At 44.6% G+C, this 21,622-nt stretch carries 22 protein-coding genes; 18 read left to right on the top strand and 4 right to left on the bottom strand.

The genetic code is table 11. The features are described from left to right. Positions 1 to 10 precede the first annotated feature (10 nt). The 3 genes from GKC25_RS17390 (at position 11) to GKC25_RS17380 (ending at position 1,606) form a co-directional block, all read left to right on the top strand. The gene (locus tag GKC25_RS17390) at positions 11 to 334 is read left to right on the top strand and encodes a PTS sugar transporter subunit IIB (protein WP_034660461.1); all 324 of its coding nucleotides are present in this window, start codon (positions 11 to 13) and stop codon (positions 332 to 334) included. A 19-nt stretch (positions 335 to 353) separates the two neighbouring features. Then, complete coding sequence (locus GKC25_RS17385) at positions 354 to 683, top strand: PTS lactose/cellobiose transporter subunit IIA (protein WP_034660460.1); 330 nt, start codon at positions 354 to 356, stop codon at positions 681 to 683. Between the two features lie 65 nt (positions 684 to 748). After that, positions 749 to 1,606 carry a polysaccharide deacetylase family protein gene (locus GKC25_RS17380; RefSeq protein ID WP_187704242.1) on the top strand — a complete coding sequence of 286 codons (858 nt, stop codon included), beginning with the start codon at positions 749 to 751 and terminating at the stop codon, positions 1,604 to 1,606. 129 nt (positions 1,607 to 1,735) lie between these two features. Here the strand turns inward: GKC25_RS17380 and fosM are convergent, their stop codons facing one another. From fosM to GKC25_RS17360, 4 genes are read right to left on the bottom strand one after another with little or no spacing between them, the layout of a single operon-like run. Continuing rightward, positions 1,736 to 2,161, bottom strand: coding sequence for a FosM family fosfomycin resistance protein (gene fosM / locus GKC25_RS17375; RefSeq protein WP_187704241.1), 426 nt, complete (start codon positions 2,159 to 2,161; stop codon positions 1,736 to 1,738). A gap of 58 nt (positions 2,162 to 2,219) precedes the next feature. Next, the gene (ribD, locus tag GKC25_RS17370) at positions 2,220 to 3,311 is read right to left on the bottom strand and encodes a bifunctional diaminohydroxyphosphoribosylaminopyrimidine deaminase/5-amino-6-(5-phosphoribosylamino)uracil reductase RibD (protein ID WP_187704240.1); all 1,092 of its coding nucleotides are present in this window, start codon (positions 3,309 to 3,311) and stop codon (positions 2,220 to 2,222) included. Further along, complete coding sequence (locus tag GKC25_RS17365) at positions 3,298 to 4,059, bottom strand: GTP cyclohydrolase II (protein WP_095285622.1); 762 nt, start codon at positions 4,057 to 4,059, stop codon at positions 3,298 to 3,300. The genes ribD and GKC25_RS17365 overlap by 14 nt, the downstream gene beginning before the upstream one ends. Further along, complete coding sequence (locus GKC25_RS17360; RefSeq protein ID WP_187704239.1) at positions 4,037 to 4,930, bottom strand: VOC family protein; 894 nt, start codon at positions 4,928 to 4,930, stop codon at positions 4,037 to 4,039. The genes GKC25_RS17365 and GKC25_RS17360 overlap by 23 nt, the downstream gene beginning before the upstream one ends. Before the next feature lie 177 nt (positions 4,931 to 5,107). On the opposite strand from GKC25_RS17360, the gene GKC25_RS17355 reads away from it, so the two are divergent. The 15 genes from GKC25_RS17355 to cydC all read left to right on the top strand — a co-directional run bounded on the left by GKC25_RS17355 (position 5,108) and on the right by cydC (position 21,577). Continuing rightward, the gene (locus tag GKC25_RS17355) at positions 5,108 to 5,440 is read left to right on the top strand and encodes a winged helix-turn-helix transcriptional regulator (RefSeq protein ID WP_106036390.1); all 333 of its coding nucleotides are present in this window, start codon (positions 5,108 to 5,110) and stop codon (positions 5,438 to 5,440) included. Positions 5,441 to 5,810: 370 nt separating this feature from the next. Then, entirely contained in the window at positions 5,811 to 6,269 is a 459-nt protein-coding gene (locus tag GKC25_RS17350) for an NEAT domain-containing protein (protein ID WP_034660453.1), read from the top strand. Between the two features lie 20 nt (positions 6,270 to 6,289). After that, entirely contained in the window at positions 6,290 to 6,943 is a 654-nt protein-coding gene (gene isdC, locus GKC25_RS17345; RefSeq protein WP_060597745.1) for a heme uptake protein IsdC, read from the top strand. Positions 6,944 to 6,961: 18 nt separating this feature from the next. Next, positions 6,962 to 8,770: an NEAT domain-containing protein gene (locus GKC25_RS17340; RefSeq protein WP_034660452.1), complete on the top strand. Its 1,809-nt coding sequence runs from the start codon at positions 6,962 to 6,964 to the stop codon at positions 8,768 to 8,770. A 75-nt stretch (positions 8,771 to 8,845) separates the two neighbouring features. Beyond that, a complete protein-coding gene (isdE, locus tag GKC25_RS17335) occupies positions 8,846 to 9,733 on the top strand; it encodes a heme ABC transporter substrate-binding protein IsdE (RefSeq protein WP_034660451.1) in 888 nt (295 codons plus the stop codon). 33 nt (positions 9,734 to 9,766) lie between these two features. Further along, a complete protein-coding gene (locus GKC25_RS17330) occupies positions 9,767 to 10,753 on the top strand; it encodes a FecCD family ABC transporter permease (RefSeq protein ID WP_034660449.1) in 987 nt (328 codons plus the stop codon). Next, complete coding sequence (locus GKC25_RS17325; protein WP_095285624.1) at positions 10,740 to 11,510, top strand: ABC transporter ATP-binding protein; 771 nt, start codon at positions 10,740 to 10,742, stop codon at positions 11,508 to 11,510. Before GKC25_RS17330 ends, GKC25_RS17325 begins: the two co-directional genes overlap by 14 nt. A gap of 16 nt (positions 11,511 to 11,526) precedes the next feature. Beyond that, a complete protein-coding gene (srtB, locus tag GKC25_RS17320; RefSeq protein WP_034660446.1) occupies positions 11,527 to 12,279 on the top strand; it encodes a class B sortase in 753 nt (250 codons plus the stop codon). Between the two features lie 18 nt (positions 12,280 to 12,297). Further along, on the top strand, positions 12,298 to 13,236 hold the full coding sequence (locus tag GKC25_RS17315) for an ABC transporter substrate-binding protein (protein WP_034660445.1): 939 nt from the start codon (positions 12,298 to 12,300) through the stop codon (positions 13,234 to 13,236). Continuing rightward, positions 13,233 to 14,246 carry a FecCD family ABC transporter permease gene (locus GKC25_RS17310; RefSeq protein ID WP_034660444.1) on the top strand — a complete coding sequence of 338 codons (1,014 nt, stop codon included), beginning with the start codon at positions 13,233 to 13,235 and terminating at the stop codon, positions 14,244 to 14,246. The genes GKC25_RS17315 and GKC25_RS17310 overlap by 4 nt, the downstream gene beginning before the upstream one ends. 1 nt (position 14,247) lies before the next feature. Beyond that, entirely contained in the window at positions 14,248 to 15,369 is a 1,122-nt protein-coding gene (gene isdG, locus GKC25_RS17305; RefSeq protein ID WP_034660443.1) for a heme oxygenase, read from the top strand. Positions 15,370 to 15,699: 330 nt separating this feature from the next. Then, positions 15,700 to 17,115 carry a cytochrome ubiquinol oxidase subunit I gene (locus GKC25_RS17300; protein ID WP_060597576.1) on the top strand — a complete coding sequence of 472 codons (1,416 nt, stop codon included), beginning with the start codon at positions 15,700 to 15,702 and terminating at the stop codon, positions 17,113 to 17,115. Next, on the top strand, positions 17,102 to 18,118 hold the full coding sequence (gene cydB, locus GKC25_RS17295; RefSeq protein WP_187704238.1) for a cytochrome d ubiquinol oxidase subunit II: 1,017 nt from the start codon (positions 17,102 to 17,104) through the stop codon (positions 18,116 to 18,118). Before GKC25_RS17300 ends, cydB begins: the two co-directional genes overlap by 14 nt. Beyond that, entirely contained in the window at positions 18,118 to 19,854 is a 1,737-nt protein-coding gene (gene cydD / locus GKC25_RS17290) for a thiol reductant ABC exporter subunit CydD (protein WP_106038318.1), read from the top strand. The genes cydB and cydD overlap by 1 nt, the downstream gene beginning before the upstream one ends. Then, positions 19,844 to 21,577 carry a thiol reductant ABC exporter subunit CydC gene (gene cydC / locus GKC25_RS17285; RefSeq protein WP_187704237.1) on the top strand — a complete coding sequence of 578 codons (1,734 nt, stop codon included), beginning with the start codon at positions 19,844 to 19,846 and terminating at the stop codon, positions 21,575 to 21,577. Before cydD ends, cydC begins: the two co-directional genes overlap by 11 nt. Positions 21,578 to 21,622: the final 45 nt, after the last annotated feature.

Raw genomic sequence — 21,622 nt, 5'->3', positions numbered from 1 at the left:
GTGATGGAATATGAAACGAATCATTCTCGCTTGTGCCGCAGGAATGTCGACGTCCATTGTAGTGTCCAAAATGAAGGCTGCTGCAGAAGCTAAAGAGCTGGATTATGATATCTACGCCATACCTGAAGGGGCCATTGCGGATGAATTAGAAGAGCATGGAGAAGATGTGCAGGTGATTTTACTTGGACCGCAAGTAAGCTTTATGAAAAAGGCAGCAGAAAAAACAGCGGCACCTTATCAAATACCTGTCGATGTCATCAATGTGAGATTATACGGAACAGCGAACGGGGAAAAAATACTAGAGCATGCTCTGAAACTAGCAAATGAATCTTAAGTAATTGGAGGAGAAGCAGATGACGGTATTAGAGGAAATGCAGGGAGCAGCCTTTCAAATCATTGCTCATGCAGGCGAGGCAAGAAGTCATTATGTCGAAGCGATTCGTCTAGCAAGAGCAGATGATTTTGAAAAAGCACAGCAGTTGATTGAAAAAGGGGAGGAAGCGTTTCGAAGCATCCACAACCTGCACTTGTCGCTGATCCAAAAAGAGGCGGCAGGTGAGCAGCTTCCCTTTTCTTTACTGCTGATACACGCAGAAGATCAAATGCTCACAACAGAGACCATTCATCTGCTCGCCATCGAAATGATCGAAATGTGTAAAAAAATGAACGCCCTGTCAAAATAGATATCAGCTATTAACCAATTTCTGTTATAATCATTCGGTAGATAGAGAGAAAGCAGGATTGGTGAATGAAAAAAACATGTATGTTGATTGCGGTTGGTCTTTTGGTGCTGCTCATTTCGGGCTGTATGGGAACGAAGGAGCAAACGATAGGAAACCAGCAAGTAGTCAAAGAGGAAAAGGGTCCATTACGATTAAAAGAAACAGAAGAGATTCAGCAGACAGAAGCGGAAGTGATTGATACACAAAGCTGGATTGTGCAAAAGGAGCCGGTAGAGCTTCCGATTTTGATGTATCACAGCATCTCCAGCGGCAGCTCGCTTCGTGTACCAAAGAGCGAGTTTGCGGCTCATATGAAATGGCTGAAGGACAACGGCTATGTCACGCTGTCGCCAGAAGAAGCGTACCGCGTCTTCACAACAAATACGAAGCCAAGTGAAAAGTGTGTCCTCATTACATTCGATGATGGATATACCGATAACTATACAAAGGCATTCCCGATTTTAAAGCAGTATAGAATGAAGGCAACGATTTTCATGATTGCGCAATCCATTGGCCGCCCGAACCACTTAACGGATGAACAGATGGATGAAATGATAGCAAATGGACTATCGATTGAGAGTCATACCATTCATCATTTAGAGCTCAATCGTTTATCAAGGGAGCAGCAGAAAGAGGAATTAAAAGGGTCAAAGACATTCTTTGATCAACGTTTTTCTCAGCGTACGAGAATGGTCAGCTATCCTGTCGGGCGCTATAACGAAGATACGCTAAAGCTAGCGAAGGAAGCCGGTTATCAAATGGCTGTCACCACTGAACCAGGACATGCGAAAAAGGAACAAGGCATGATGTCCTTGCATCGTATCCGCGTGTCACCGGGACTTTCACCCGAAAGCTTTGGCAGACTGGTAGAGGGGAATCGATAGAGATCAAATCACAAATGTTTCACATGAAACATTTTACGACAAGTTTCACGGTGATGATTGGTGAATCGACATTTGGGTGGTTCAAAGGCGAAACAGAACTTTCATGAAGATGGAAGTTCTGTTTTTTTATCATTCATCAAAAAATTCCATATGAGCTTTTTCTTGCTTGTAATAATCGATTCGATCTTTCATGGCCCCGGTATGAAACTCAAATTTATGTCCATCAGGGTCCGTAAAGTAGATCGACTGATGATCTTTTTCATCTCTCGGACGGCCTGGCAAGATGTTGACGTTCAAATGTTTTAGCTTGTTGTACATGTGATCTACATCCTCTTCATCAATTGAAAAAGCGATGTGCGTGTAAGAGTGCTGAATGTCTTGACGAGGAATGTCTTTTTCCACATTCAGGGCAAGCCATAGCCCGTTCAAATCAAAGTAAGCTGTCTTTTTTCCTTTTACTAATAAAGTGGCGTCAAATACGTTTGTGTAAAAATCAATAGAGGTTTCTAAATCAGAGACAGAAAATAACAAATGATTGATTCCTTTTATCGACATCACATTCACCTCAAAACATATTTGAAAAAAAGCCTGTAGATGGGGTCTACAAGCTTGTTTATTGATAAACAGGATAGCCCGTTATTTTGATATCTTTCCCTAGTGGTTCTACTGAGAGTTGATCCAATTCGATGGCATCACTCATGAGGCGTATGCCTTCGCCTCCAAAAAAGGAAGGGGACAGCCGACCGCCAATGAGTTTAGGTGCCATATAGATGACCAATTTATCTACAAGCTGCTGTTCTAAAAATGAGGCATTGATCTGGCCGCCGCCTTCAATCATGAGGGAGGAGACATTTCTTTCTCCCAGCACTTGAAGCACTTCTTGCAGGGGCACCCGCGTGTCGCTATCTGTTATAAAGACACTGACGCCAGCTGCTTCTAAAGCGGCTCGTTTTCCCTCATTGGCTTGCTTTGTCGTAAAGATCCATGTAGGTGCCGTCTGATCAGTGACGATCTTTGCTGTCAGCGGTGTTGACAGCTTAGAGTCTAAAACAATTCGAATCGGATGATTCCCATTTGGAATCCGTGCAGTTAGTGAAGGGTCGTCATGAATAACCGTTTGAGCACCGACCAAAATCGCATCATTGATACTGCGGATATGATGAGCATCATAACGGGATGTCTCAGATGTAATCCATTTGCTGTCAGACGTAGCAGACGCAATTTTTCCGTCTAAGGTAATACCTGCCTTGAGCGTCACGAAAGGTGTTTTTTTCGTAATAAAATGATTAAACACTTCATTCATGAGAATGGATTCCTGTTCCAGTACGCCTGTAATCACTTGGATGCCAGCATCTTGTAAGATGGCAATCCCGCGGCCTGCGACAAGCGGGTTCGGGTCAAGCGCTGCCACGACAACGGTTTCGACGCCTGCTTTCACAAGTGCTTCCGCGCAAGGGCCTGTGCGGCCGTGATGGGAACAAGGCTCGAGGGTCACATAAATGGTGGCTCTTTTTGCCTTGTCTCCAGCCATTTTAAGTGCATGAATTTCAGCATGCGGTTCACCGGCTTTCATGTGAGCACCGACACCAACAATTTCATTCTCTCGCACAATCACAGCCCCGACGAGCGGGTTTGGAGAGGTCTGACCTTTCATTGCCCGTGCATTTTCAAGGGCTAGATTCATATATCGCTCATGATGTGGCAATCGTACGCACCTCTTGCTCCGCCTTCATGTGACCTGAGCGGTTGATTTTTGTCTGCAAGTATTTTTCGTTAAACTCCGAGACATCACCCCAAAGCGGAATGCGTCCAGAAAGAGATAGACCTGCATGGCTGATGGCATCTGTCTTTTTCGGATTATTGGTAATGAGTCTGACCGGCTTTGTACGAAGTGTTTGAAGAACGGCGATGGCTTCTTCATATTGACGCGTGTCATCTTCAAAGCCGAGTGCTTCGTTCGCTTCTACTGTATCGTAGCCGTTTTCTTGAAGAATATAAGCCATGGCTTTACTGAAAAGTCCAATACCGCGGCCTTCATGATTGGCTAAATAGAACAGTGCACCTGCACCATTGTCTTCAATCATCCGCATGGACTGCTTCAATTGGAACCCGCAGTCGCAGCGCTTGCTTCCGAAAATATCACCAGTGTGGCAAATGGAATGCATGCGGATAAGGGCTTCGTCAGCGTGCTCGAACTCCCCATACACTAGAACGCTTGACTGCTGATGATCGGCAAGCTGGCGGGACGAGAGGCTTTCAATTAAAGCTTCATCTGACAATGGCTCTTTTCCATCGTCTTTTAACCATGAATACCAGTTGAACATCACGGTTCTGCCGTCTAAATTCACTGGCAATTTAATGGGTCCAGTGATATATATATACCCGTCTTCTTGCTGTACTCGTTTGATTTTATCTTTTAAAATGGCTGTTTTAAGATCTGTGTGTTTGTCCATATTCTGCACCTTCTTTTTTGTCTGTTTCTTCAATCTGTAAACGAACGAGAACGCCAAATGGATCAACAAATTCGTTACTTTTCCCTGTTGTTTTCACTTGAGTGCCTGCTTTTGTCAGACGCTCGACAACGGACTGTCTGTCTGCTTCTTGTGGGAATACCAGTGTATAGCTTCTAATTCCTGAAAAACGTGGATCAATGGCTCCTTTTCGTCCCCGTCCCCATGCATTAAAGGCAAGGTGATGGTGGTACACACCAGCGGCGATAAACAGGCTTGCTGGTGGAGCCATTCTGATGTGAAAACCGAGCGTATTGACATAAAAGGAATCAGCTTCTTCTGGGTTAAGATGGAAATGTAAGTGTCCCATCACTGTACCAGCGGGAAGTCCTTCCCAAGTTGTATCAGCGGCTTCTTGCAGGAGACCATCTCCATCAAGAGGTGCATTTCCGCCACCTTTCAGTTCTCCATGCTCACCTACCCAAACGTCCTCAGGGCGATCAGCATATATTTCTACGCCAATGCCGTCAGGGTCACTTAAATAAATGGCTTCACTGAAAAAGTGATCGCTTGCTCCAATTAAAGGATAGCCTTTTTTGATCACATGTGCCAGCCATGTGCCCAGGTTTTTTCTGGTAGGTAATAAAACAGCAAAATGATAAAGTCCTGGCTCATGATCAGGCTTCTCCTTGAGCTGTGCATCCTCTTTTAACAAAAGAATGGGTTCCTTTGCATTGCTTCCAAGAGTGATGGTGGATTCCGTCTGTTCTACTATTGTAAATCCTAAAATGTCTGTATAAAAAGGTAAAGAACGCTCAAAGCTGGACACATGTAACTCTGTTACACCCAATCTTAGCTCCTCAATTGTCTTCAAGCTCGGTCAGCTCCTTCATGATATATGCATCGGCATGTTCAAATGTTTTTGAAAATCTATAAAAATGAATACCTTGTTACTTAAAGTAACTAAACTATATAATAGTTAGTGACTTATTTCAAGTAATTAATTGTGCTATAATGAAAAAAAAGAGAGAAAAGCGGGAGGGAGTAAGGTATGGCTCAAGTAGATGGCTGTCCAATCACAGATGCCATGGAGATTCTAGGCAAGAAGTGGGTCATTCTCATCATCAATCAGCTTCTGACAGGCCCTAAGCGTTTCTGTCAGCTTGAAAATGAAATGGACATCAGCGGACGATTATTATCAGAAAGGCTGAAGGATTTAGAGGCTGAAGGACTCGTTGAGAAAAACGTATACCCTGACATTCCAGTACGGATTGAATACGAATTAACAGCGCAAGGGAAGAAAATTGAGCCGATTATTCGTGAAATGTATGCTTGGTCTTTAGAACGTAATAACAGCAAAAAAGGGGAACAAGTCTCTTCCTAAACGATTTCGATCAGTCTGTCTGATCGAAATTTTTTTGTGCGATTTTCCAGAAATCTAAGTCAATAGTATGAAAAATGATGTTGACAATAAATTCATTCATCATATAATATCAAGGAGAAGAGGGTTCTTTTCCCTGTAATGGAATGGAGGTTATGCCATGGTATCATGAATGGGACAGATTACCTAAAACACGTTTCAAACCATCATTTAGAAACAGACATCTTTGGCTTTTAGGAAGCAAAGATTTATTTTTTCAACTCAATTGATAATGATTATCATAATCATCTATAAGTGTGATCCAGCGCTTATGAAGGTTATTTTTTTTATTATCTATTGAGAATAATTATCAATATCATTTAGGAGGGTTCACATGAAAGTCATTCGTTCAACATCACACGTATTATTGTTCTTTAGTTTTGTTCTATTATTTGCTCTAGCTCCGGTTAGCTCAGCCTCAGCAGCAGGCTTAGCAGATGGTCAATATTCAGCACAATATGTGGTATGGAAGGCAGATAGCGATTCGACTTCAACAGCGAATACGTATTTTGAAAAACCAGCCAAGCTTGTCGTGAAGAATGGAAAAATCAAAGCACAAGTCACGTTAACGAATAGCTCTTGGATCACAAGCTTTAAAACACTTGATCAAGGTGTCTACAAAGATGCGAAGGTGATCAGTACAAATACAGCTGCAAATAAGAGAACGGTTGAATTCAACATGAACAGCCTGACAGAAGTCGTACCAGCAAAAGTGAGCGTGACTGTACCGGTCATCGGATATACAGGCAATTACGACATCCGTCTCAAGTTTGATGCAGCATCTGTTCAATAGAAAGGGAGGAAATTCGCTTGATGAAAAAAATGATGAGGCTATCAGTCTTCATGACCGCTTTATTATTGGCACTTATGCTGCCTTTTTCAAACGCACAGGCTGCCACGTTAAAGGATGGTACATACTCCGTCAACTATACTGTGCTGAAGGCTGAAGGAAATGCGGTTTCCATGGCAAATGATTACTGGCTGAAGCCAGCAAAAGTGATTGCAAAAAATGGGAAGCTGACTGTACAAATGACCATTAAAAATAGCAGCTGGGTGACGGAATTTAAAGTGCCGGGAAATGGCGGCTATGTCGATACAACGGTTCTCTCAACTAATAAAAAAGCCAACACAAGGCTTGTTCAGTTCCAAGCTCAGAGCTTGTCTAAGCCAATCAAGTCAAAAATTCATGTCACTGTTAAATCTGCTGATTATGATCATGATTATACCATTCAGCTGAAATTCGATGAGAGCAGCATGAAATCGCTTTCGTCTAACAGCACAAACAAATCAGCGGGTGCAGCAGAAGATCAGCAGCCATCAAAAGAATCAACGAAAACATCTGATTCATCCACGACAAAACAAGAAGAGAATCCTCAAACTGGTGATACAAACCAGACAGGGTGGCTCCTTGTGCTTGCTCTATGCTCAGGCGGGTTTTTAGCAAGAAAGTGGATCATCAAGCATTAAGGAAGGAAGTGTCACCATTTGAAACGTCTTTTTCATCTAAAGGCAGCTATTCTGCTCGTTTTATTCAGTTTATTGACTGCGTTTCAGATTCCTCAAGGAACGGCTCAAGCGGCATCATTTGTTGATGGTGAATACACGGCCGGATTCACCATTTTAAAGAATGGCAGCACAGAAGCGTCCATGATGGATACCTATACAGAAAAGCCAGCTAAGCTGATTGTGGAAAATGGCAAGACAACAGCCTATGTCACGCTGAAGCAAAGCAAAGAGATTACAGATTTCAAGGTTGAACAAAATGGTGCTCTTGTCACCACTGAAACCGTCAGTGAGGATGAAACAGCCAATACACGTGTGATCAAATTTGATGTAGCCGACTTATCAGCCAAATTAAACGGCTGGGTGAAAATTTACTGGGATTTAGGCGGCTTTATTTATGACGAAGCGTATGACGTACAGCTTGCATTCGATCAAAGCAGCCTAACACTCGTTACACCTGCAAAGCCAGACGATAACGAAACAAAACCGGATGACCAAAATGGCACAAAGCCAGACGATAACGAAACAAAACCGGATGACCAAAATGGCACAAAGCCAGACGATAATGAAACAAAGCCGGATGATCAAAATGGGACAAAACCAGATGATCATCAGGCAACACCTGGCAATAACAATGGATCAAAACCAGATGATTCTGCGCAAAATCACTTAAAAGATGGCGAGTACCGCATCAATTACAGTGTACTAAAAGGGGATGAGAACGAGGCATCTCGGATGAACCAATACTTCTCACATCCTGCATCCTTAACCATCAAAAATGGAAAACAAACCATTTCCTTTACGGTGAAGGATCATACGTCTGTCGCTTCCTTGAAAACAGAGAAAAACGGATCTTATCAAGAAGTGAAGACTGTCAGCACAGATAAAGCAAAGAACACAAGAGTGGTGTCATTTGATGTCGCTGATCTGAAAAAAGCGGTCAAAGGAAAAGTACACATCGTGGTAGCAGCTGCTAACTATGACCAAACCTACGATATTCGTTTTCAATTCGATGCAAAGAGTATCGCTCCACTTAAGAACGGGCAGGTAGAGGAAGAAACACCGGCTGCACCAGAAACACCAAAACCAAACACACCATCACCAGAAACAAATAACGGCGGAGCTGCTCAAGAGACGGCTAAGCTTAAAGATGGTGTATACAAGCTGCCTTTCTCAATGAAGAAAGCAGACAAGGATGAGCCTTCTCGTATGAACGATTACGTCGTGAGCCCTGCGACATTGGTCGTGAAAAATGGCCGCCATTTCGTTTCATATACAGTGAAGAACAGCTCAGCCATCACATCCTTCCAAGTAGGGACAGGCGGGAAATATGAAGAGACTCTTGTCGCAAAAACAGATCAAAAAGCAGACACACGAGTGATTCAATATGAAGCCAAAAGTTTAAGCACAGCTCAAGCAGCACGCGTAAAAATTGATATTCCGGCTGCGAATTATCATGAGCAGTACGATGTCAAACTTGTCTATGACACAAAAGGAATCACTCTTGGTGAAGGAAGCGGCATTGCTACGGTAATCGGAAACGATGAGAGTATCGGCTTTGTCAAAAATCCAAATGATCGCGATTCTCAAACAAATCAGCTTGAAAATCTAGCGCCAGAGGAAACAGGCGCAGAGCAGATGACATTTACTCCATCAGATGACCAAACCAAGTCTGAGACTGGACAGTTGAATCCGAAAACAGGAGATACCTCTCTTCTTTGGGTGTATATTCTTTTATTCGGCGGGTCGTTATTCGTACTCGTAAGAAAGTATCAAACAAGAACAAGGTAGATGGATTAGTTTAAGTGAGATGCGCAATTTCTCTCGGCGCATCCACTCTCTTTTTTCGAAAGGAGGCTTCTGTTTTTGAAGCATCGAATGTTATGTACCCTGATCGCTGCTCTTAGTGTGTGCGTGATCTTATCGGGCTGCTCACAGTCAGCCGAAAGTTCAGCGAAAGGCAAAAAAAGCGCAGAATCAAGTGCGCGCATTGTGGCAACGACTGTAGCTGCTGTGGAGATTATGGATGCTTTAGAGGTGGATCTTGTCGGGGTGCCAACAAGTCAAAAATCCTTGCCAGCTCGTTATAAAGGACTGCCGGAAGTCGGTAATCCAATGAGCCCGGACATGGAAATCATCCAATCACTTCAACCAACAGATGTCCTGTCTGTCACAACCCTTCAATATGATTTAGAGACACCCTTTCAGCAAGCAGGTGTTCCTGCCACATACTTAAATCTCGAGAGCCTTGGCAGCATGGAGAAGGCGATCACGAAGCTCGGAGCTCAGTATGACAGAAAGAAACAAGCCGAGCGCATCGTGTCTGACTTTGAACAAAAAAAGAAAGACATACAAGAGAAGACGAAGGGAAAGCGCAAGCCGTCCGTTCTGATTTTGCTTGGTGTACCGGGCAGTTATTTGGTGGCAACAGAGAATTCATATATTGGTGATCTTGTACGTATCGCAGGCGGAAAGAACATTGTCAAAGGTGAGAAAATGGAGTATTTGGCATCTAATACGGAGTATTTACAAAAAGCCAATCCAGATATCATACTCCGGGCCGCACATGGGATGCCAGATGAAGTTGTCCGCATGTTTGATCAAGAATTTAAAACAAATGACATCTGGAAGCATTTTCATGCGGTCAAGCAAGACCGGGTGTATGACCTCGAAGAAAGCTTATTCGGGACAACGGGCAATTTAAAGGCAGCAGAAGCATTAGATGAACTAACGCGTATGCTCTACCCGTCATAAGCGGCGAATCTTAATGATAAAAGGACGTTCAAGATGAAAAAAACAGGGATTTTATTTCTGATAGTTAGTCTCTTACTGGTGTGCGTGTTTATTTATTCCGCCATTACTGGGAGTATTCATGTCACCCCGATTGAATTATTGGAAGGGCTCATCACCGGTCAACATGCACAGGTAGACATCATTAAAGATTTGAGAATTCCCCGCATGCTCATCGCAATGTTTACAGGGGCCGCCTTATCTGTCTCCGGTGTACTGCTGCAGTCGGTCATGAGAAATCCATTAGCTGATGCCGGCGTCATTGGAATTTCATCAGGAGCCAGCTTCTTTTCTTTAATGGCGATTACAGCGCTTCCTCAATTTTATTTCTACTCTCCTTTATTTTCGGTGTTTGGCGGAGCCATTGCATGTTTCCTCGTGTACGTTCTGTCTTGGAAGGGCGGTTTAAGCCCAATCCGTATGATTTTGGTTGGGATCGCCATCAATGCCATGTTTACTGGAATGGCTGAAGCATTTGTGACCATTTGCAGCTATTTCAATATCACGATCAATCAGTCAGGACAGTCAAATCTCACGATGAAAACGTGGGGAGATGTCCGTTTAATCGGAGTCTATGGCGTCGCCGGTCTTGTCGTAGCACTTTTCTTCAGCAGATGGTGTAACCTCTTGGCTCTTCAGGACAAGACAGCGAAAAATTTAGGGTTGCGTGTGACCAGAATGCGCCTTTTGATTTCCATCACAGCGGTATTACTCGCGGCGGTGACAGCTGCGGTAGCGGGCGTGATTGCCTTTGTCGGTTTGCTCATTCCGCACATTTCAAGAAGGCTTGTTGGCTCGGATCATCGGGTACTCATTCCATTTTCTGCGTTAAGCGGGGCTTTGCTGATTTTGACGGCTGATACGCTCGGCAGGACGCTTGTCGCGCCAAATGAGATTCCTGCTTCTACGATCATGGCCGTGATTGGCGGGCCGTTTCTGATCTTTTTATTAAGAAGGGGGGACCGTCTCCATGGACATTCGTGAGGTGTCATTCTCATATGACCAGCAGAAGGACATCGTTCAATCGGTCACAACACAGATTGAAAAGGGGAAAATCACAACCATTATCGGTCCAAATGGCTCGGGGAAATCCACACTGCTTTCCTTGATGGCGAATAATCATTGTCCAAACAAAGGGCAAATTCACTTAGACGGACAAGCGCTGAATGCATTTAAGCCAAAGGAGCTGGCAAAAAAGCTGGCTGTCGTCCATCAGCAAAATGAAGCGCCGCTTGATTTAACGATCGAACGGGTCGTGGCATTCGGTAGAACGCCGTACCAGACGATGCGCGGGGGTGACAAGGAAGAGGATGAGAGAGCGATAGAGTGGGCACTGTCCAGTACAAAACTAACGGAAAAACGAAAGGTGCCGCTCGCCTCACTGTCAGGTGGTGAGCGTCAGCGTGTATGGATTGCGATGGCACTTGCGCAAAAAACACCGATCCTTTTCTTAGATGAACCGACAACCTATTTGGATATCTACTATCAATTTGACATTCTTGAGCTGATCCGTGAGCTCAATGACGTGCATGGACTCACGATTGTCATGGTGCTGCACGACATGAATCAGGCTGTCCGCTACAGTGACGTCATCATTGCGATGAAGGATGGACGAATTATCAGTGAAGGACAGCCAAACGATGTGTTAACAGAAGAGAATGTGCGGCACATTTATGATGTGTCCGTCACGATTAGACAGGATGCAGAAACAGGAATGTACATCGTGCCTGTTGGCATATAAAAGCAGGTGAGACAGTGTGAAAAGAGGAAAACGGGTCTGGCAGCGTATGCTGACGATCGTCTGTTTAGGAGTATTCATTTATAGCGGTACAGCCATTGGCTTAGAACTGTTCGGCTATTATCAAAATCGTCAGGTGCTTGCAAAGGCTCAGACGATGTATGGTCAAGAGCAAGGAATGACTGAAAGCCGGGAACCGGGAACCACCCGTACGTCATTTGATGAGCTGCGGAAGGTGAACAACGACATTGTCGGCTGGATCAATATGAAGGACACGATGATTCAGTACCCAATCGTTCAATCTCGTGATAATGCATTCTACTTAACCCGTAATTACTTAAAAAACGACACCCGGGCAGGCAGTATCTTTATGGATTATCGCAATGACGTCTTGCACGAGAGCCCGAATACTGTGGTGTACGGGCATCGGATGAGAGACGGATCCATGTTCGCTGGACTCACAAACTATTTAAAAAAGGATTTTTTCCATGAGCACCGGACATTTCAGTACGATACGCTGTATCAAAGCTATGAGGCGGAGATTTTTGCCGTGTATGAAACAACGGTGGATTTCGATTATATTCAAACCGATTTTCAAGATCTTGGCGAATATGCGCACTACTTGCAAGCTGTGCGGAAAAAATCAATCTATCAAACGAAGACAGACGTGTCCACAGATGACCTCATCCTCACTCTATCGACCTGTGATCATGTGCTTGCACCTAAAAATGGGCGTCTCGTCGTACAGGCAAAGCTACAGAAAGTTTACTAGAAAAGGAGAGACAGACGGTTGAAATTTTCACATGTGATCTTAGCTGGACTCGTCTTGATGCTTCTCCTCGGCGGATGCAGTCAGGCAGCACCTGTAGAGAAAGGAAGCGGGCAAGGTGCGCTGAAGATAAAGGATTTTACTGGCAGAACGCTGTCATTTGAAGAATCCCCTCAGCGTATCGTCGCATTATCGACTGGAGACATGAGCATCCTGTATGCATTAGGCGGTGAGGTAGTTGGCCGTCCGGCCGCCGAATTACCAGACAGCTTACAACAGGCAAAGTCCGTCCAAACAATTGGCACAACGCATCAATTTGATGTAGAGCTCATCACAAGCTTAAAGCCCGATGTTGTGCTTGGGAATGAACAATTAAACAGCAAGGACATCTCTACAATAGAAGGAATTGGTTCACAGCTTCTTTTGACAAGTGCCAATTCAGTGAAGGATATTCAGCGTCAAATAACGTTATTCGGGGATTTGCTCGGAAAGCAGCAAAAGGCCAAAGCCCTCAATGAGCAAATCGATCAGAGGAAAAAGCAGGTCAAGCAGCCTCAGAAAAAAGTGAAGACACTCGTTGTATACGGGGCACCTGGCACATATATGGCGGCACTTCCTCAATCCTTAAGCGGAGATTTACTGCACATCGCAGGAGGGACGAACATCGCTGAAAATGAACCGGCACTCGAGAAATTCCCTCAATACGCTCAAATCAATGCAGAAAAGGTCATCGAAGCCGATCCTGATCTTATTCTGCTTATGACTCACAGCAATCCTGAAGATGTGAAAGCGGGCTTTATGAGTGAAATGAAACAGAATGCCGCTTGGCACGATGTGTCAGCTGTGAAAAATGGACACGTCGAGATTCTGCCTAGTGATCTATTTGGGACGAACCCAGGCGCGGAAGTGATGAGAGCGATTGATGAGCTAGAGAAAAGATTGAAGCGATTGTCATCATGAAAATGAATGCAGAGTTAGATTTTCAAAAAAGACAGTCGAGACGAAAATGGCTGATACCCGGACTATTCATCTCGTTAGTTGTAGGCGCATGCTTAGGGCTTGCATTAGGTTCCGTTCAATTATCGCTGCAAGACCTACTCGCCGCTTTGACGGGATCAGGCCAGCCTGTCCATGAGAAAATTGTGATGGATTTACGTCTGCCGCGTGTTTTGATCGGTTTTATTGTCGGAGCCTGTCTCGCAGCATCAGGGGCGATTTTACAAGGAGTCGTCCGAAATCCACTCGCTGACCCTGGCATCATCGGTGTGACTGCTGGCGGCGGATTGGCTGCTGTGCTCAGCATGATTGTGTTTCCGCAATTCACGTATTTGCTGCCAGCTGCTGCTTTCCTTGGCGCTTTATTAGCGGCACTCGTGGTGTATATGCTCTCATTTGATCAAGGTGTTTCACCGCTGAAATTGATTTTGGCGGGAGTGGCAGTCAATGCCCTCCTTGGGGCGGTTATGAATGGGTTTATGGTGCTTTATAGTGAGCGTGTGCAGGCTGTTCTGCCTTTTTTATCCGGAGGATTAAATGGACGGAGCTGGCATCATCTAAGCTTCGTGTCGCCATATGCACTCGCTGGGTTGTGCCTTTGTTTTTTTGCCATCAAGCCGGCAAACCTTCTTTTGCTTGGTGATGAATCGGCGCAGTTACTCGGCCTTAGAGTAGAGCGCACCCGGTTTTTCTTAATTGCGCTGGCGGCGCTTTTAGCTGGTGCAGCTGTAAGTGTGAGCGGCTTAATTGGATTTGTCGGCCTGGTCGTTCCTCATTTTATCCGTCTTTTAATTGGAGATGACTACCGGTACCTGCTGCCGATCTCAATGCTGGGCGGAGGCGTACTTGTGGTTTTTGCAGATACAGCGGCACGGGTATGGTTTACACCGGTTGAACTGCCTGTCGGTATCCTGCTTGCCTGCATCGGTGCACCTTTCTTCCTCTATTTATTAAAAAAGAAAGGGAGGGGTTAAGTTGGAAGTGATAGCTATGGATGACGTGAGTCTCAGTCAAGGAGGCTTTCGGATGTCGTCTATTTCAGCAGCTGTTCCTAAAGGAAGTGTGACAGGAATTATTGGACCAAATGGATCAGGGAAGTCGACTTTTATTAAAGCAGCCGCACGTCTTACATCGATCGAAAGCGGCATGATATACATTCACGATATACCGCAAAAAGAGATGACAGCTCAGGAGATTGCAAAGGAAATCGCCGTTCTCATGCAGACGAGAACAGCCATCCCTTCTATGACCGTGCGGGAGCTGGTCGCACTTGGACGCAGTCCGCATCGTTCGATCTGGAAAAAGAGCTCGAAGACAGATCAAGAAGCGATTGAGTGGGCGCTTGATGTGACCAATAGCCGCATCAATGAAAACAGAATGCTGCATACATTGTCAGGCGGAGAAAGACAAAAGGCGTATATTGCGATGGCGCTCGCTCAGAAGACAGAGACCTTGATTCTGGATGAGCCGACGACTTACCTAGATATTGCACATCAGCTTGATTTACTAGAGCTGCTCAAACAGCTGAATAAGACGCATGGAATCACCATTTTAATGGTTCTTCACGACCTGCAGCAGGCAGCAAAATATTGTGACCGCCTCATTGCGATGAAGGGTGGTCAGGTTTATCAAATAGGGACACCAAACGAAGTATTAACAGAAAGCTTTTTCAAAGAGGTCTTTGGGATTCAGGCTGAGGTTCACTTAGACGGTGAGCATCCGCTCATTATCCCAATCGCTTCAATCCAACAACAAAAGGGAGATGAACAGAAAATGATCATTGTCAACAACCAGGTAAGAGTAGAAAAAGGCAGTGCTGACCACCTCGTCAAGCGTTTTAACAAGCAGGGACAAGTAGAATTCATGGAAGGATTTTTAGGCATGGAAGTATGGGTCACACAGCAGACAACCGATTACGATGAAGTGACCATTCATACCCGCTGGAATCGAAAAGAAGACTTTGTGAACTGGACAAAATCTCAGGCATTTGGTGATGCGCACGCTCATGGGAAAGCGAAACCTGAAGGACTATTAAAAAACAAAATTACGTACTACGAAGTGCAAGTCACTAGACCAGCTTTACAGAAAAAAGCCTAAAAAAGAAACATAGCGCTGCGGTTCATGTGTAGCGCTATTTTTATGCGTTTTTTTACTTTCTGTCACATATCTTTGACAAAGTATTCAAACAACTGACACAATACCATCCAATTTTTAGGTAAAATTTACTTTATTTTTGAAGCGCATGGGTGTAAAGTACAGGTATAAATAACTAACCGAATGAAAAGCAAGAGTAAAATTTCACCGAGTAAACCATTTCAAACAGGCTATTATTTGTGAATCATTGAACAAATAGTGAATATTTTGTGAAGTGTGAGCATAGATGTTTCGAATCATTCGGCATGTGAAAGTAAGGGAGGATGTAAGGCTGTGAGTGAGCTGTTTTTAGCAAGATTTCAATTTGCTTCAACGACATTATTTCATTTTATTTTTGTTCCTATGTCAATAGGTTTGGTGTTTATCGTCGCCTTGATGCAGACCCTTTATGTCGTCAAGAAAAAAGAGATTTATAAAAAAATGGCGAAGTTTTGGGGTCATCTATTCTTACTCAATTTTGCAGTAGGTGTGGTGACAGGGATTTTGCAGGAATTCCAGTTTGGGATGAACTGGTCAGATTATTCAAGGTTTGTCGGTGATGTGTTTGGTGCACCGCTTGCCATTGAAGCGCTGTTGGCCTTTTTCCTTGAATCTACATTTATTGGACTTTGGATATTCGGCTGGGATCGTCTGCCGAAGAAGATTCATTTATTGTGTATTTGGCTTGTTTCTCTTGGTACGATCTTTTCGGCGTTTTGGATTCTACTCGCCAACTCATTTATGCAAGAGCCAGTTGGATTTGTCATTAAAAATGGCCGCGCAGAAATGAATGATTTTGGCGCTCTTGTAACGAATCCGCAGCTTTGGGTTGAATTCCCGCACGTTCTGTTTGGTGCGCTGGCTACAGGTGCATTCTTTATTGCAGGAGTTAGTGCCTATAAAATGATCAAAAAACAAGAAATCGCCTTTTTCAAAAAATCATTCCAGATTGCCATGGTCCTCGCTTTAATTTCTGGCTTAGGTGTGGCGTTCTCTGGACATGATCAAGCGAAGCACTTAATGAAATCACAGCCGATGAAGATGGCAGCAAGTGAAGCCCTTTGGAAGGATAGTGGAGATCCAGCGGCTTGGACACTATTTGCCAATATTGACACAGATAAAAAAGAAAACTCTGCGGAGATCAATATTCCGTTTGCTTTAAGTTACTTGGCTTATCAGAAGTTCAGTGGAGATGTGCCAGGCATGCTGACACTTCAAAAAGAATATGAAGCAAAGTTTGGCCCTGGAGACTACATTCCGCCAGTGAAAACAACCTTCTGGAGCTTTAGAATCATGGTTGGTGCCGGAATGCTGATGATTTTTGCCAGTATGATTGGCTTGTACTTGAGCTTTAGAAAGAAACTCGAAACGAACAAATGGTTTTTACGCTTCATGGTAGGGATGATTGCGTTCCCGTTTATTGCGAACTCAGCTGGCTGGATCATGACTGAAATTGGGCGTCAGCCGTGGACTGTCTTTGGTATGATGACGACGGCTCAATCGATTTCGCCAAACGTATCGTATGGCATGCTGTTATTCTCAGTCATTAGCTTTACGACGATTTATCTGATCCTTGCCATCTTGCTTGCCTACCTATTCATTCGAGAAATTAAAAAAGGTGCACATTCGGAAGAGGATACAGATCAAAAGGATGAAACGGACCTGTCTACAGATCCATTTGATGGAGGCGCATATCATGGCATATCTTAACGAGATTTGGTTTATTCTTGTCGCAGTATTGTTTGTTGGATTTTTCTTCTTAGAGGGATTTGATTTTGGTGTTGGGATGTCCATGCAGCTGCTTGGAAAGGATGCGCACGAGCGCCGCATTTTAATTAATACGATTGGCCCTTTCTGGGATGCGAATGAGGTCTGGCTGATTACTGCTGGGGGCGCTATTTTCGCTGCATTCCCTCACTGGTATGCCACGATGTTCAGTGGATACTATATACCATTTGCGGTTCTCCTCTTAGCGCTCATTGGGCGCGGAGTCGCCTTTGAATTCCGAGGGAAGGTTGAGAAAGCCTCTTGGATCAAAGCATGGGACTGGGTCATCTTCTTTGGCAGTCTGCTGCCGCCGTTTTTACTCGGTGTGCTATTCACAAGTATTTTACGCGGGATGCCAATTGATCAAGACATGAATATGTATGCTGGTTTTACGGATTTTGTGAACCTTTATTCAGTGATTGGCGGGTTAGCTGTGACGGTTCTTTGCCTTCTGCACGGATTGATTTTCGTCACACTACGTACAGAGGGTGATTTAAGAGATCGTGCAAGAAAGCTTGGCAAGCGTGTCCTGTTTATTGCGCTGCCAGTTCTTGTCCTATTTGTCGGTGTATCTATCATGGAAACAGACATTTATACGGTACGCCCGATCATCACCATTCCGTTAACTGTCCTAATTGTGGTTTGTTACGTCGCGGCTCTATTCTTTATGAGAAAAGAACGTGATGGCTGGACATTCTTATTCACAGGTGCAGGCATCATGGTGACAGTGACGATGCTTTTCACTGCATTGTTCCCGCGCGTCATGATTAGTTCAATCAACCATGCGTTTGATCTTACCATTCAAAACGCTGCATCCGGATCATATTCACTGACGGTGATGACGATTGTTGCCATTTCTTTGCTGCCCTTTGTGCTTGGGTATCAAATTTGGAGCTATTACGTCTTCCGTAAACGTGTAAGCGGTAAGGAGCCAATGACCTACTAATGGATAAACGTTTGCTTCAATTAAAAGGAATGAGGGGGCTTCTCGCCCTCTTAGGTATTGTGTCACTCATCCAAGGAGCAAGTATTATTTTCCAAGCACAGTGGCTGGCACATGCCATTACTACGCTGTTTGACGGGAAAAGCCTTTCGCAGGCAGCGCCTTATGTCCTGCTGTTTCTTGCTGCCTTTCTGGTGCGGCACGGTCTCACCTTGATTCGGGAGAAGGTCATGTTTACCTACTCTTCCCGAATTGGAGCAGACGTCAGAAAACAGCTGTTAGACCAACTCTTTCGTTTAGGTCCAGCTTTCACAAAGAAAAAAGGTACAGGAAAGCTTGTCACATTAGCGATGGAGGGGATTGCTCAATATCGTCAGTATTTACAGCTATTTTTACCGAAAATGGTGAACATGGCAGTGATACCGGCAATGGTCCTCATCTATGTTTGGACGTTAGACGAAACATCTGCTGTCATTTTAATCGTGACGCTGCCGATTTTAATTATTTTTATGATTTTGCTAGGCCTTGTCGCTCAGCGTAAAGCGGCCAAACAATGGAGATCGTATGAGAAATTATCCAATCATTTTACTGATTCTCTCCGCGGCCTTGAAACGCTTCGTTACTTAGGCATTAGCAAAAAACATTCCCGCAATATCGGGGAAGTGTCAAAGCGATATCGAAAGGCGACCATGAGTACGCTGAAGGTTGCATTTCTTTCATCATTTGCGCTTGATTTCTTTTCCATGCTGTCGATTGCAACTGTCGCTGTCTTTCTTGGCTTGCGATTAATTGAAGGAGAGCTTCTGTTATTGCCGGCTCTGACCGCGCTCATGCTGGCACCGGAATATTTCCTGCCAGTACGTGAAGTGGGAAATGATTATCATGCGACGCTAAATGGAAAAGAAGCGAATGAGGCGATGCAGGTCATTTTAGAAGAAAAGGGCTTCCGCGCGCAGGAGACACAATCAGTGCAACTAGATGAGTGGAATGAACAGTCTGCGCTCACCCTGCAAGATGTTAGTGTCCAGCATGACGAACATGCCCCTTATTCGATTCAGGATGTAGACCTCACTGTCAAAGGGAAGAAAAAAATCGGAATCATTGGTGCCAGTGGTTCAGGGAAATCGACGTTAACCGATGTGCTCGGCGGCTTTGTTGAACCGACCTCAGGTCAAATCACGTTAAACGGCAAGCCGCTTGTTCATTTACAGATGAAGGAATGGCAAAAGGAAGTCGTCTATATGCCGCAGCACCCTTATTTATTTCACATGACATTGAGAGAAAACATTCGTTTTTATGAACCGCATGCCACAGATGAAGAAGTGGAAAGAGCTGTTTGTGAAGCTGGCTTATCTCAGCTCGTAGCGCAGCTACCAAATGGTCTCGATGAGGTCATTGGAGAACAGGGAAGAGGACTAAGCGGCGGACAGGCGCAAAGAATTGCGCTTGCGCGAACGGTGCTGGGCCAGCGGTCAATTATGCTGTTAGATGAACCAACGGCGCATCTCGATATTGAGACAGAGCATGAATTGAAGAAAACAATGCTTCCGCTGTTTGAAGATAAACTTGTGTTCTTAGCGACACATAGGCTTCATTGGATGCCAGACATGGATGAGATCATTGTCATGGATCAAGGAACGATTGCAGAAATGGGTACACATGAATCATTGATGCAAAGAAAAGGCGTGTATTATCAATTGGTACAGGAGCAGATGGGGGCGGTCACACATGGTCAGTAAGGGCTGGTTTATACCTTATATCAAGGAGAATCAAAAGCTGTTTGCGCTGGTTTTATTTCTAGGGGCAATTGCAGTATTCTCTGCTTCTATGCTGATGTTTACGTCAGGATTTCTCATTTCAAAAGCTGCCACAAGACCTGAGAATATACTCATGGTCTACGTCCCAATTGTAGCTGTACGGACCTTTGGTATTTCACGCTCAGCTGCCCGCTATGCAGAAAGACTGGCGAGCCACCAGCTCATTTTGACAATGATTGAAAAAATGCGTGTGCGTCTGTATGACATGGCTGAACGAAGTGCGAAACAGACAAAGCTGGGTACAGGTGAAATGCTTGGACTCTTGTCAGATGATGTCGAGAGACTGCAGGACGCCTATTTAAAAACCATCTTTCCATCCATCGGTGCGCTGCTTTTATATGCCGCATCGATTGGGGCACTTGGTCTATTCTCGTGGCCCTTTGCTGGACTGATGCTGCTTTATATGGCACTTCTCGTATTCGTTTTTCCATACGTCACAGTGCTAGTGAACCGGGCGAGACAAATTCAAATGAAAAAAGGCAGAAATGAACTGTACAGCCATTTAACAGATGCAGTCATGGGCGTTAGTGACTGGCTGTTTAGCGGCAGGCAGAAAGATTTTGTTGATGAATATGAACAGAAAGAAGCGCAGCTGTTAGCGCTTGAAGCAGCCAAGCACCGGTTTATCCGTCTGCGCCAGTTTTTTGCCCAGCTTATGATTGGAGGAGCTGTCGTGTTTGTCGTGTATTGGAGCGGTTCGGTCGTTCAGTCAGGCTCGATGTCACACACACTAATTGCAGCCTTCGTGCTTGTGCTGTTTCCGTTAACAGAAGCCTTTCTTCCACTCTCAGATGCAGCAGGTGATATTCCAGTCTATCAGCATGCTGTCAGCAGATTAAATCATTATGAAAAGCTTTCGTATGAAGGAGAATCAGAGCGCAAGACAGTGGATCATTCAGCTATTTCTCAAGGTGAAGCTGTCTGTTTTGATCAAGTGTCCTTTCGGTATGATTCGCACCAATACGTGCTAAAGCACCTCTCATTTTCACTGAAGCAAGGGGAATCACTTGCTCTCTTAGGAAAAAGTGGTGCAGGAAAATCGACTATTTTGAAATTGTTAGAAGGAGCTGTCGTGCCAAATCAAGGAGCTGTCAGTATCCAGGGGAAACCGGTAGAAAGCATTCGAGAAACCGTGTCCACCTATGTGTCAGTGCTCAATCAACAGCCGTATTTATTCGATACCTCTGTTTTAAACAATATTCGCTTAGGCTCTCCAGATGCGACAGAAGAGCAAGTAAAAGAAGCAGCGAGACAAGTGCAGCTGCACGATACCATCGAATCTTTGCCAGAGGGTTATCACACCGGTGTGCAGGAGACAGGGATTCGTTTCTCAGGTGGAGAAAGACAACGGATGGCGTTAGCCCGGATTTTGCTGCAAAACACCCCGATTGTTGTATTAGATGAGCCCACCGTCGGACTTGATCCGCGCACAGAGCGTGAGCTGCTTGAAACCATCTTCCGTGTGTTAAAAGGAAAAACGGTCATTTGGATTACCCATCATCTCACTGGCTGTGAGGCATGTGACCGCATTATGTTTATTGAAGATGGACAAATTGAGATGCAGGGGGAGCATCAGGATTTACTGAGAGAAAACCTGCGCTATCAAAAATTGTATGAGATGGATCGTCCATTTTCTAAAATATAAATAAACGAAATAACAAGAACGTTCGGACAGAGATCTCTGCCCGAA

It is taken from the genome of Bacillus pumilus (assembly GCF_038738535.1).
In the GTDB taxonomy this organism is placed as follows: domain Bacteria; phylum Bacillota; class Bacilli; order Bacillales; family Bacillaceae; genus Bacillus.
This window is presented reverse-complemented; position numbering and strand designations above follow the sequence as displayed.

Bases quoted from the DNA above. Each gene is read 5' to 3' on its own strand.
- GKC25_RS17390 (WP_034660461.1), top strand. From the start codon at position 11: ATGAAACGAATCATTCTCGCTTGTGCCGCAGGAATGTCGACGTCCATT.
- GKC25_RS17385 (WP_034660460.1), top strand. From the start codon at position 354: ATGACGGTATTAGAGGAAATGCAGGGAGCAGCCTTTCAAATCATTGCT.
- GKC25_RS17380 (WP_187704242.1), top strand. From the start codon at position 749: ATGAAAAAAACATGTATGTTGATTGCGGTTGGTCTTTTGGTGCTGCTC.
- fosM (WP_187704241.1), bottom strand. From the start codon at position 2,161: ATGTCGATAAAAGGAATCAATCATTTGTTATTTTCTGTCTCTGATTTA.
- GKC25_RS17365 (WP_095285622.1), bottom strand. From the start codon at position 4,059: ATGGACAAACACACAGATCTTAAAACAGCCATTTTAAAAGATAAAATC.
- GKC25_RS17355 (WP_106036390.1), top strand. From the start codon at position 5,108: ATGGCTCAAGTAGATGGCTGTCCAATCACAGATGCCATGGAGATTCTA.
- GKC25_RS17350 (WP_034660453.1), top strand. From the start codon at position 5,811: ATGAAAGTCATTCGTTCAACATCACACGTATTATTGTTCTTTAGTTTT.
- isdC (WP_060597745.1), top strand. From the start codon at position 6,290: ATGAAAAAAATGATGAGGCTATCAGTCTTCATGACCGCTTTATTATTG.
- GKC25_RS17330 (WP_034660449.1), top strand. From the start codon at position 9,767: ATGAAAAAAACAGGGATTTTATTTCTGATAGTTAGTCTCTTACTGGTG.
- GKC25_RS17325 (WP_095285624.1), top strand. From the start codon at position 10,740: ATGGACATTCGTGAGGTGTCATTCTCATATGACCAGCAGAAGGACATC.
- GKC25_RS17310 (WP_034660444.1), top strand. From the start codon at position 13,233: ATGAAAATGAATGCAGAGTTAGATTTTCAAAAAAGACAGTCGAGACGA.
- cydB (WP_187704238.1), top strand. From the start codon at position 17,102: ATGGCATATCTTAACGAGATTTGGTTTATTCTTGTCGCAGTATTGTTT.
- cydD (WP_106038318.1), top strand. From the start codon at position 18,118: ATGGATAAACGTTTGCTTCAATTAAAAGGAATGAGGGGGCTTCTCGCC.
- cydC (WP_187704237.1), top strand. From the start codon at position 19,844: ATGGTCAGTAAGGGCTGGTTTATACCTTATATCAAGGAGAATCAAAAG.